10 protein-coding genes are annotated in these 9,450 nt (G+C 63.0%); 4 read left to right on the plus strand and 6 right to left on the minus strand.

What is annotated here, in order from left to right; all coding sequences use genetic code 11:
• From AC5DC2_RS13695 to AC5DC2_RS13715, 5 genes are all read right to left on the minus strand, one after another.
• Positions 1 to 1,055, minus strand: a 1,055-nt coding sequence (locus AC5DC2_RS13695; protein ID WP_491698874.1) for an Hsp70 family protein, incomplete at its 3' end; no start/stop codon positions are given.
• 409 nt (positions 1,056 to 1,464) lie between these two features.
• Positions 1,465 to 2,577, minus strand: coding sequence for an adenosylhomocysteinase (locus AC5DC2_RS13700; RefSeq protein WP_491698875.1), 1,113 nt, complete (start codon positions 2,575 to 2,577; stop codon positions 1,465 to 1,467).
• A gap of 30 nt (positions 2,578 to 2,607) precedes the next feature.
• On the minus strand, positions 2,608 to 2,817 hold the full coding sequence (locus AC5DC2_RS13705; protein WP_024706757.1) for a hypothetical protein: 210 nt from the start codon (positions 2,815 to 2,817) through the stop codon (positions 2,608 to 2,610).
• Positions 2,814 to 3,503, minus strand: a complete 690-nt coding sequence (locus AC5DC2_RS13710; protein ID WP_024706758.1) for a GNAT family N-acetyltransferase — start codon at positions 3,501 to 3,503, stop codon at positions 2,814 to 2,816. The genes AC5DC2_RS13705 and AC5DC2_RS13710 overlap by 4 nt, the downstream gene beginning before the upstream one ends.
• A gap of 95 nt (positions 3,504 to 3,598) precedes the next feature.
• Positions 3,599 to 4,243, minus strand: a complete 645-nt coding sequence (locus AC5DC2_RS13715) for a 2-dehydro-3-deoxy-phosphogluconate aldolase (protein WP_024706759.1) — start codon at positions 4,241 to 4,243, stop codon at positions 3,599 to 3,601.
• Positions 4,244 to 4,447: 204 nt separating this feature from the next.
• On the opposite strand from AC5DC2_RS13715, the gene AC5DC2_RS13720 reads away from it, so the two are divergent.
• From AC5DC2_RS13720 to trhO, 3 genes are all read left to right on the plus strand, one after another.
• Positions 4,448 to 4,924 carry a CYTH domain-containing protein gene (locus AC5DC2_RS13720; RefSeq protein ID WP_491698876.1) on the plus strand — a complete coding sequence of 159 codons (477 nt, stop codon included), beginning with the start codon at positions 4,448 to 4,450 and terminating at the stop codon, positions 4,922 to 4,924.
• A 1-nt stretch (position 4,925) separates the two neighbouring features.
• On the plus strand, positions 4,926 to 5,849 hold the full coding sequence (locus tag AC5DC2_RS13725) for a CHAD domain-containing protein (RefSeq protein ID WP_491698877.1): 924 nt from the start codon (positions 4,926 to 4,928) through the stop codon (positions 5,847 to 5,849).
• 80 nt (positions 5,850 to 5,929) lie between these two features.
• Complete coding sequence (trhO, locus tag AC5DC2_RS13730) at positions 5,930 to 6,841, plus strand: oxygen-dependent tRNA uridine(34) hydroxylase TrhO (protein ID WP_491698878.1); 912 nt, start codon at positions 5,930 to 5,932, stop codon at positions 6,839 to 6,841.
• A 307-nt stretch (positions 6,842 to 7,148) separates the two neighbouring features.
• On the opposite strand, the gene gad is transcribed toward trhO, so the two are convergent.
• Positions 7,149 to 8,543, minus strand: a complete 1,395-nt coding sequence (gene gad, locus AC5DC2_RS13735; RefSeq protein WP_024706762.1) for a glutamate decarboxylase — start codon at positions 8,541 to 8,543, stop codon at positions 7,149 to 7,151.
• A gap of 205 nt (positions 8,544 to 8,748) precedes the next feature.
• On the opposite strand from gad, the gene AC5DC2_RS13740 reads away from it, so the two are divergent.
• On the plus strand, positions 8,749 to 9,450 hold a 702-nt coding region (locus AC5DC2_RS13740; protein WP_491698879.1), incomplete at its 3' end, for an alpha/beta hydrolase.

Raw genomic sequence — 9,450 nt, forward strand, 5'->3', positions numbered from 1 at the left:
AACAGCTGCTTGACGGTTTCCTGAACCTTGGGCATGCGGCTCATGCCGCCGACGAGCACGACCTCATCGATCTCGCTTGCAGAAACGCCGGCATCCTTCAGCGCCGCCTTGCAGGGGCCGACCGTGCGCTTGACGAGATCGTCGACCAGGCTTTCGAACTTGGCGCGCGTCAGCTTCAGCGTCAGGTGCTTCGGACCGGTCGCGTCGGCCGTGATGAACGGCAGGTTGATTTCGGTCTGCGACGAGGACGACAGCTCGATCTTGGCCTTTTCGGCGGCTTCCTTCAGGCGCTGCAGGGCAAGCTTGTCGGAGCGCAGGTCGATGCCGTTTTCCTTCTTGAACTCGTCGGCGAGGTATTCGACGAGACGCATGTCGAAGTCTTCACCGCCGAGGAAGGTGTCGCCATTGGTCGACTTCACTTCGAAGACGCCGTCGCCGATTTCGAGGATCGAGACGTCGAAGGTGCCGCCGCCAAGGTCATAGACGGCAATGGTCTTGCCTTCGTTCTTGTCGAGGCCATAGGCGAGAGCGGCAGCCGTCGGCTCATTGATGATGCGCAGCACTTCAAGGCCCGCGATCTTGCCGGCGTCCTTGGTGGCCTGACGCTGGGCGTCGTTGAAGTAGGCCGGAACCGTGATGACGGCCTGCTCGACCTTTTCGCCGAGATAGCTTTCGGCGGTTTCCTTCATCTTCTGCAGGACCATCGCGGAGATCTGCGAGGGCGAATAGGACTTGCCGGCGGCCTCGACCCAGGCGTCGCCATTGTCGCCCTTGACGATGCCGTAGGGCACCAGGCCCTTGTCCTTGGTCACGGTCGGGTCTTCGTAGCGGCGGCCGATCAGGCGCTTGACGGCGAAGAGGGTATTGGTGGGATTGGTCACGGCCTGACGCTTGGCCGGCTGGCCGACGAGGCGTTCACCGTCATCGGTGAAGGCCACCATGGAAGGGGTGGTGCGGGCGCCTTCGGCGTTTTCGATGACCTTGGCATCCTTGCCATCCATGATGGCGATGCAGGAATTCGTCGTTCCGAGGTCGATACCGATTACTTTAGCCATTTTCGCGTGTCTCCTTTTAAGCAGGCCATCCGAACCCTTCAGGCATTCTGTGACGGCCCCTTGAGCTATGGTCTTGATTTGATTTTGGCGGCGATAACGCCGTTGTGAGCGCTATATAATGAGCGCCAAATAGCTCTGCAAGGCGCTCGCTGAAGCTTATGACAGCATTTACGCGCCTATTTGGCGGCCCTCAGCATTGTTCTCCGTCACCAGATACCATCTTTCGGCCGACGCCGTGGCGCCCGTCTTCGACGCGTCTCAAGGGGATGTGGCCATACGCGAGGGATTTGCGGTCTGCCGCCCCCGATATCAACCCCTTCAGGGATTAACCCTGGCTCAATTTCCGGCAAAGGCGGCTCACGCGCGACCGCGACCGCGAAATTCCGGTCACACGGTTTCGAAAGAGGCTTCAGACCGGATCGGGGCAGGCGCGCTCCCAGACGGCGCGCGGCAGGAGATGAACGCCCTGCCGGGCCGCCTCGCCCGCACCGACGACGTGGCCGATGCCCTCGGCCATCACCGCGAGCGTCATGTCGAAGGCGTTGAGGCTGTCGCCCTCCCCGCCCGTCAGATTGGCCATGGCGCCGCCGACGAAGAGATGAACGCGGTTGCCGGATGAAAGCCTGTGGGTGGTGACGGCCGGCAGCGCCTGTTCGCTCGGGCGCGCCAGAAGCGGCGACAACTCGATCTCGTCAATGCGGTGGCCGGAGTTCAGCAGGAAACAGCCGTCTCTCAGTTGCTCGATGATCTCGAAGGGCAGGACGTGATGGCCGCCGGTGCCCGTGACGATGACATCGGCCTCGGGCGCGAGTTCGGCGACGCTGCCGGTCCGCCAACCGTCATAGCGCGCCTGCAGAAGACGGGCGGGGTCGATCTCGGCCACCATCACCGTGCCGCCGAAAGCGCGGGCGCTGGCCGCAAGCCCCTGGCCGACCGAGCCGTAGCCGACGACCAGCACATTCTTTTCATGCAGGCTCAAAAGCGTGCGGGTGAAGAATGCGTTCCAGGTGGTGAGCCCCACCATGTGGCGATTGTGAAGGCCCTCCTTCACCGGCAGATCGTCCCAGTTGAAGATCGGCCAGGGCGGAAGCTCGCCCTGAAGCCGGCTGATGCCGGAGCCCGTCGCCTCCAGCCCTGCCTTCACATCGGGCCATTCCAGACCGCGCGACAGAAGAAAATGGGTATAGTCCGAACCCATCTCGCAGAGATGCGTCGGCGCCCAGTCGAGACCATTCTCGATCGCCCGCTGCCAGTCGTCCTCCGGCATGTCCTTGAAGGCATCGACCCGGGCGCCCGCCGCCCGCATCGCGTCGACCACCTCGTTGCGCACTGTCGCCGGATTGCAGGTGGTGATGAAGAGCGCCGCGCCACGCCCGGCAAGCCCTTCCACCAGCGGCAGCATCTTCATGTCGAGATGCATGCTCATGGCAAGCCTGACGCCGGACATGTCCGGCAGGTGGGAAACGGCGCGGACAACGCGCGGCATCTGCGCCCTGGCCCAGGCGGGTGTGATCTCGGTCATTGTCATAGGCTCCTGCCGGAAAATCTGCGGTCAGCGTCCATGGCGGCGCTGGTAACGGCCTCTCAGCCAGAAAATGACAAAGACAGCCAGAACGAACATTATGCCGACGCCGATCGCAAGCCATGGCGAAAACAGCGCGACATAGTTGATGATGTCCGGCAGAAAATAGCCGCCGATCAGAAGTCCGCCGAAGATGATCGCCGCCGCGATGATGGTCGAACGGCTGGTCTGCTCGCTCATGGTCTGCTTGCCTCCCTGATGGATTTGAGATCCCGCACTTGGCGGCCCTCCGCATCGAAATTCGAAGGCGCGAGCCAGGCCTCGAAGGCCGCCCTGATCGCCGGCCATTCGCTGTCGATCATCGAAAACCAGGCGGTATCGCGGTTCTTGCCCTTGGCCACCATGTGGTTGCGGAAAATGCCCTCGAAGGTGAAGCCGAGCCGGTCCGCCGCCGCCCGGCTGACGACATGCTCGCTGTTGCATTTCCACTCATAACGCCGGTAACCGAGATCGTCGAAAACGTGGCGCGCCATCAGATACTGCACCTCTGTCGCAATCGGCGAGCGTTGCATGGCGGGGCCGTGGGCGACCGAGCCGATCTCGATCGCACCATTCGCCTCGTCGATGCGCATATAGCTCGCCATGCCGACGACCGCCCCGTCACCCGCCCTGCGAAAGACGCGCGTCACCCAGTTGCCCGAGGCGTTCTGCTGGTCGAGCCACGCATAGAAATCGGCAGGGCCGGAAAAATCGGGCTGGGGGAAGAAGCGCAGGAGGACATTGACGGCGTCTGCGGAACCGCCAAGCGCCTGCCAGAGCGCCGCGCCGTGCTCGCCCTCGTCATAGGGTTCGACCGTGACGTAAAGGCCGCGCTGATGAACGGGCTGCGGCCTCAGCCGCGGGACAAAACCGGAAAGATCGGACATGACGGCCTCCCTCGAGAAGCGGGCAAAACCGCAAGGCTTCGAATGTGAAAAAAAGCGCCCGGGCCTTCCGGCCAGGCGCCTTGTCCGTTGCTTGATCAGTATTTGCCGAGGGTCGCGCAGGCATCCTCGGCGAGTTTCTTGATACCGGCCCAGTCACCCCTGGCGACCAGATCCTTCGGCGCAACCCAGGAGCCGCCGACGCAGACGACGTTCGGAAGCTTCAGGTAATCCGGCGCATTGGCGAGCGATACGCCGCCGGTCGGGCAGAACTTGATGTCGGCGAGCGGGGAGGAAAGCGCCTTGAGGTAAGGCGCGCCGCCAGCCTGTTCGGCGGGGAAGAATTTCATCACGCGGTAGCCTTCCTCGCGCAGCGACAGCACTTCGCTGGCCGTCGCCGTGCCGGGCAGAAGCGGCACTTCGCTGTCATCGGCGGCGTCGAGGATATCGCCGTTGATGCCGGGCGAGACGATGAACTTGGCGCCAGCCTTTTCAGCCGCCGCGTAATCGCGCGCCGAAAGGATGGTGCCGGCGCCGATGACCGCGCCTTCGATCTCCTCGGACATGGCCTTGATGACGTCGAGCGCGGCATCGGTGCGCAGGGTGATCTCCAGCGCTTTCAGCCCGCCCTCGACAAGCGCCCGCGCCAGCGGGACGGCATGTTCGACGGATTCCACGATCAGCACCGGAACGACGGGCTGGGCGGTAAGGGCATCGAGGAGGTTTTGGGTTTTTGCATCCATGGTCGCACTGGCCTTTTGCACTTTTTTGTCGAACTGCGTTTGAAATACCCCGGCACAGGCATCAAGTCGAGACCGGAAGGGATTATAAATCGACTGGAATCATTGCCCGCGACAGTGGCCGTGTTATGACCTTATTCCTGTCATCGGGGTTTGATCTCGATTAACACGGGGTTCGCCCCGAGAAGGGCAGCAAGAGGGCTCGACATGGCCAGGGAAATCGAACGGAAGTTCCTCGTTGATGGCGACGGCTGGAAGGACGGCGCGGAAAAGGGCGTGCGGCTGAGACAGGCCTATCTGCTCGGCGCAGCCGACCGCTCCGCCCGCGTCCGGATATTCGATGATGCGCGCGCCCGCATCACGCTGAAATTCGGCGCCGGCGCGATGAGCCGCGACGAATTCGAATATGACGTGCCCCTCGACGACGCGCTGGAAATGATCGCCTACGCCCTCGGCACCGTGATCGACAAGACGCGCTACCGCGTCCCCGCCGGCGATTTCGTCTGGGAAATCGATGTCTATCACCAAGACCTTGCCGGCCTCGTCGTTGCCGAGGTCGAACTGCCGAACGAGGCGGCAAGGCCGCATCTTCCCGACTGGCTCGGCCGCGAGGTGACCGGCGACGGGCGCTACACCAACCAGGCGCTTGCCGAGACCGGCATCATTCCCGAAGAGGACGGCTGACATGGCTTTCACGCTTGACCCGGAGAAACCGTTTGACGCGGCTGTCAAGAAGGTGGCCGTGTCGCAGCTCGAGGACGCCATCAAGGCGCTGAAGAAACAGCCCCGGGGCCTTGATGAGGCGATCCACGACGCCCGCAAGAAGTTCAAGCGCGTGCGCGGCCTGTTGCGGCTGATCCGCCCGGCGGCGAAGGATTTTTCGCGACAGGAGAATGCGCGCATTCGCGACATGGCGGCAGGCCTTTCGGGCGGACGCGATGCGACCGCGCTGATCGAATGCGCGGCCTATCTGCGCGGCCTTGTCCCCGACGGAACGCGCGACATGGCGCTTTCCCGGCTGGAAACGGCATTGCGCGAACGCCGCAGCAGCGCCGCCGTTTCCGACGCGGCGCTCCAGAAAAAGGCAAAGGACGCGATCCATACCTGCCGCGCGGCGATCGCCGCGATCGAGGAGGCCGACTTCAGCGAGGACCCGTCGGCGGCGGCGAAACGCCTTGGCAAGGCCTGGAAGAAGGAGCTCGCCAACGCCCAGGTCGCGCTGATGACGGTCCAGGCCGAGGGCGGGGACGACGACTTTCACGAATTGCGCAAGAAGAGCCAGACCTACTGGATGTTCTCGGCGCTGCTCTCGCCGGCCTGGCCCTCGGCGCTGAAGGCCAAGCGCAACGACGCCAAGGCGCTTGCCGATCTGCTGGGCCACGAACATGATCTGAGCATGCTGCTTCAGCTACTGGATGGCCCCGATGCGCCCGGCCTTGATGCCGGAACGCTTGCGATCTGCCGGGATGCCGCCCTTGAGACCCGAACGCAGCTGCGCCGACGGGCGATCAAAAGCGCGCGCAAGACCTTCGGCGACGAGCCCGATGTCGAGGCGCGGATCATCCGGACCTTGTGGAAGAAACGGGTTCGCGCGCATGACGGCGAATAATTGCCAAAAACCGCCGATCCGTGTATTGGCCAGCGCAATATTCGTGAATAGCCCGAGATTGAAGAAAGCGGAGAGAGGCCATGCAAGGGTCCTATCTGGTCGCAGCGCTCTATCACTTCACGCGGTTTGCCGATTTTCAGGCATTCCGCGCGCCGCTTTTTGCCTGCTGCGAGGAAAACGGCGTGCGCGGCACGCTGCTGCTTGCCCATGAGGGCATCAACGGCACGATCGCCGGCAGCCATGAAGGGATTGCCAATGTGCTCGCCTTCATCCGCGCGCGTCCCGAGTTTTCCGGGCTCGAGCACAAGGAAAGCCGCGCCTCGAAAATGCCCTTCAACCGCCTCAAGGTACGGCTGAAGAAGGAAATCGTCACCATGGGCGTCGAGGATATCGATCCCTTGAAGACGGTTGGCACCTATGTCGATCCAAAGGACTGGAACGACCTCATCACCGACCCGGACACGATCGTTATCGACACCCGCAATGATTACGAGACCGCGATCGGCATCTTCCGCGGCGCGGTCGACCCGCACACCAAGACCTTCCGCGAATTTCCGCGCTGGGTGGAGGAAAACAGGGGGCTGCACAACAAGCCGAAGATCGCCATGTACTGCACCGGCGGCATTCGCTGCGAAAAGGCGACCGCCTATATGAAGGAGCAGGGCTTCGAGGAGGTCTACCACCTGAAGGGCGGCATCCTGAAATATCTTGAGGACGTGCCGGAGGAAGAAAGCCTGTGGGACGGCGCCTGCTTCGTCTTCGACGAGCGCGTTTCCGTGACCCACGGCCTGAAGGAAGGCGAACATCAACTCTGCCACGCCTGCCGCCACCCGGTGACGCCGGAAGACAAGCTTTCCGCCGATTACGAGGAAGGCGTCTCCTGCCCGCATTGCGCCGAGACCTATTCGGATGCCGACCGCGCCCGCTTCCGCGAGCGCCAGCACCAGATCGCGCTCGCCAGGGCGCGTGGCGAACGGCATCTGGGGGCGTAAGGCGTTTTTTTCCCGAGAGAGAAGAAACCGCGCCCCGGACGCCCGCTCGACGAAAAACCTCTCCCTTATACGGACGTCATCCTCGGCCTTGTGCCGAGGATCTAACCACTTTGCCCTACGAGCGGAGCGCCTGTTTTGCAACAGGCTGATTTATCGCGCCGCTCCATCTGAAACGCCTATCGCGTTGATACGTGTATAGATGCTCGGGACAAGCCCGAGCATGACGGCGGAGAGTGGGGCAGGCATGTGTCAGCAGCCTGAAGGCGTCCCGGACGTGGCGTCCAGAATGACCGAACCCGCCAAATCATCAATGGTGGAAGCCGGAGGCCTCGTCCTCGGTCAGCGGCGTGCTGATCGGGTGCGCCTTGAAGTAATCCACCGCCGCCTTTATGTCCTCGATCAGCAGCGAGCAGAGATCGATCGACACGCCGTTTCGAACCAGAATGCGCTGGATCGCCTGATCCTGGCAATTGGCCGGGAGCGTATAGGCCGGCACCTGCCAGCCGCGCGTGCGCAGCCGGTCGGCGAGATCAAACAGGGTGTAATTGGTTTTAAGGCCGTCCTTGAGCTTCCACGAGACGGCCGGAATGCCCTTCTTCATGTCGCCGTCGAAGACGATATCGACGAGGCCGGTCTTTTCCAGTTCCTCCGCCAGAAAGGCAGCGCTGCGGTAGCAGGCCTCGTGCACCTTGCGATAGCCCTGACGGCCAAGCCGCAGGAAATTGTAGTACTGGCAGATTACCTGGCCGCCGGGGCGGGAGAAATTGAGCGCGATGTCGCGCATGTTGCCGCCCAGATAATTGACCCAGAAGACCATTTCCTCGGGCAGGTCCTTGTCCTCGCGCCACAGCACCCAGCCGACGCCGAGCGGCGAGAGGCCGAACTTGTGACCCGACGCATTGATCGATTTCACGCGCGGCAGGCGGAAGTCCCATTCCAGTTCCGGCGCGCAGAAGGGCGCCAGGAAGCCGCCGCTCGCCCCGTCCACATGGATCGGGATATCAAGCCCGGTGCGCGCCTGAAGATCGTCGAGCGCGTCGGAAACGGCCTTCACCGGCTCGTATTCGCCGGTATAGGTGACGCCGAGCGTCGGCACCACGCCGATCGTGTTTTCGTCGCAGAGCTCTAGCACCTCCTCCGGCGTCATCAGCAGGCGGCCGTTTTCCATCGGGATCTCGCGATGTTCGACATCCCAGTAACGGGTGAACTTGTGCCAGCAGATCTGCACCGGGCCGGTGATCAGGTTGGGCTTGTCGGTCGGCTTGCCTTCTGCCTTGCGCCTTGCCTCCCAGCGGCGCTTCATCGCAAGCCCGCCGAGCATTGCGGCTTCGGACGAGCCGGTGGTCGAGGTCCCGGTGACCGGGCCTTCCGGCGCATGCCAGAGATCGCCCAGCATCCGCACGCAGCGCGCCTCGATTTCGGCCGTCTGCGGGTACTCGTCCTTGTCGATCATGTTCTTGTCGATGCAGTCATCCATCAGCTTGTGGATCTCGGGCTCCTCCCAGGTCTGGCAGAAGGTCGCGAGATTCTGCCGGGCATTGCCGTCAAGCAGGAGCTCGTCATGGATCGCCGCATAGGCAAGACGCGGCGCGCGCTCCTTCTCGGGAAAGCCGGACTTCGGCAGGATCGCCGAAAGATCGGCAGCGCCGTAGGTCTCGTCATTGGGATCAAACAGACCGTCCTGTTCGCGTTCTTCCGCCATCGACTTCATCTCCCTTTGTCGCAGGTCCTTGTCAAACAAGTATCGGCTCGTTCTCGGGCGGTCAAGGCAAGCTGCGTAAGCGCAAACTTTCGTGAAGAGGCGCGGGCTGAAAGACTTCCTGCACTTGATTTCCGATCCGCCCGCCCGTAGAGATCATTCAACAGGGCGACAGCCCGCGCAGACCCGAGGCGAGAATATTCGGATCATGCAGATCACGCTTACCCATCCTGCAGACGATGCGCGCGCGCCGCGCAAGCGGTTTTTCCCGCTTGGCCTTGCCTTCGGCCTTCTGCTCGTTCTTCTGGTCTCCGCCTGCGGGCAGCGCCCCGGACCCGAGGTCATCTATCCGCATCCGGCGACCGTGGAGGGCGCGCGCACCGTCACCGTCTATGTGGCGACCACGCGCGAACGGGCCGAAGAGCCGATTGACGGCTTCACTCCGGAACGCGAGGACGACCTGAGCTATGCCGAGTTCGTGATCTCGATCCCGCCCGGCCACGATCCCGGTGAAATCGAATGGCCCTATTCGCGCAAGGCCAGGCCCGACGAGCATTTCACGGTTCTCAAGCACACCGCGCTGTCAAAGGCGGCCTTTGACGCGCGCATCGGAAAGGCTGCGCGCGCAACAGGCAATGGCGTTGCCGGCGTCTTCGTGCACGGCTTCAACGTCTCCTTCCAGGAGGGGCTGTTCCGCATGGCCCAGCTTGCAGCGGACACCAATGTCTCGGGCGTGCCGATCCTGTTTTCCTGGCCGTCGCAGGCGCGCCTTCTCGACTACGCGACCGACAAGGAGTCCGCCACCTTCTCCCGCGACGGGCTGACCGATGTGCTCGACCAGGTCACGGCGCTTTCCAGCGTGCGCTCGGTCATGCTTTTCGGCCACAGCATGGGCGGCTGGCTGACCATG

The organism is Martelella sp. (assembly GCF_984369615.1).

Excerpts from the sequence above, each read along its gene's own strand:
- AC5DC2_RS13700 (WP_491698875.1), bottom strand. The coding sequence starts at position 2,577 with ATGACCGAGATCACACCCGCCTGGGCCAGGGCGCAGATGCCGCGCGTT.
- AC5DC2_RS13705 (WP_024706757.1), bottom strand. The coding sequence starts at position 2,817 with ATGAGCGAGCAGACCAGCCGTTCGACCATCATCGCGGCGGCGATCATC.
- AC5DC2_RS13710 (WP_024706758.1), bottom strand. The coding sequence starts at position 3,503 with ATGTCCGATCTTTCCGGTTTTGTCCCGCGGCTGAGGCCGCAGCCCGTT.
- AC5DC2_RS13715 (WP_024706759.1), bottom strand. The coding sequence starts at position 4,243 with ATGGATGCAAAAACCCAAAACCTCCTCGATGCCCTTACCGCCCAGCCC.
- AC5DC2_RS13720 (WP_491698876.1), top strand. The coding sequence starts at position 4,448 with ATGGCCAGGGAAATCGAACGGAAGTTCCTCGTTGATGGCGACGGCTGG.
- AC5DC2_RS13725 (WP_491698877.1), top strand. The coding sequence starts at position 4,926 with ATGGCTTTCACGCTTGACCCGGAGAAACCGTTTGACGCGGCTGTCAAG.
- trhO (WP_491698878.1), top strand. The coding sequence starts at position 5,930 with ATGCAAGGGTCCTATCTGGTCGCAGCGCTCTATCACTTCACGCGGTTT.
- gad (WP_024706762.1), bottom strand. The coding sequence starts at position 8,543 with ATGGCGGAAGAACGCGAACAGGACGGTCTGTTTGATCCCAATGACGAG.